Origin of the sequence: Polynucleobacter sp. 30F-ANTBAC, from assembly GCF_018882385.1 — a bacterium.
GTDB lineage: Bacteria > Pseudomonadota > Gammaproteobacteria > Burkholderiales > Burkholderiaceae > Polynucleobacter.
In genome coordinates, this window is record NZ_JACVON010000012.1 from 1 (window position 1) to 253 (window position 253).

The window sequence follows — 253 nt, forward strand, 5'->3', positions numbered from 1 at the left end:
TAGCTTTGTGCCAGTTGCTAACTACACAGGTGCGATCCCAGTTGTAACTTATGTGATCAGTGATGGTCAGGGTGGTACAGATACATCGACCTTGACGCTCACGATGGTGCCGGTAAATGATCCTCCTGTTGATCCTGATGATGTAAACACGGTCACAGAAGATACGACACTGACAGTGGCTGCTAATACTGGTTTATTGCTCAATGCAACTGACCCAGAAGGCAATCCATTAACGATTACTGGATATACCATT

The 253-nt window shown here is 45.5% G+C and carries 1 protein-coding gene; it reads left to right on the plus strand.

All coding sequences use genetic code 11. From position 1 onward, the window contains the following. Window positions 1-253: Ig-like domain-containing protein (locus ICN28_RS09480; RefSeq protein WP_216288270.1), on the plus strand; the 253-nt coding region annotated here is incomplete at both ends.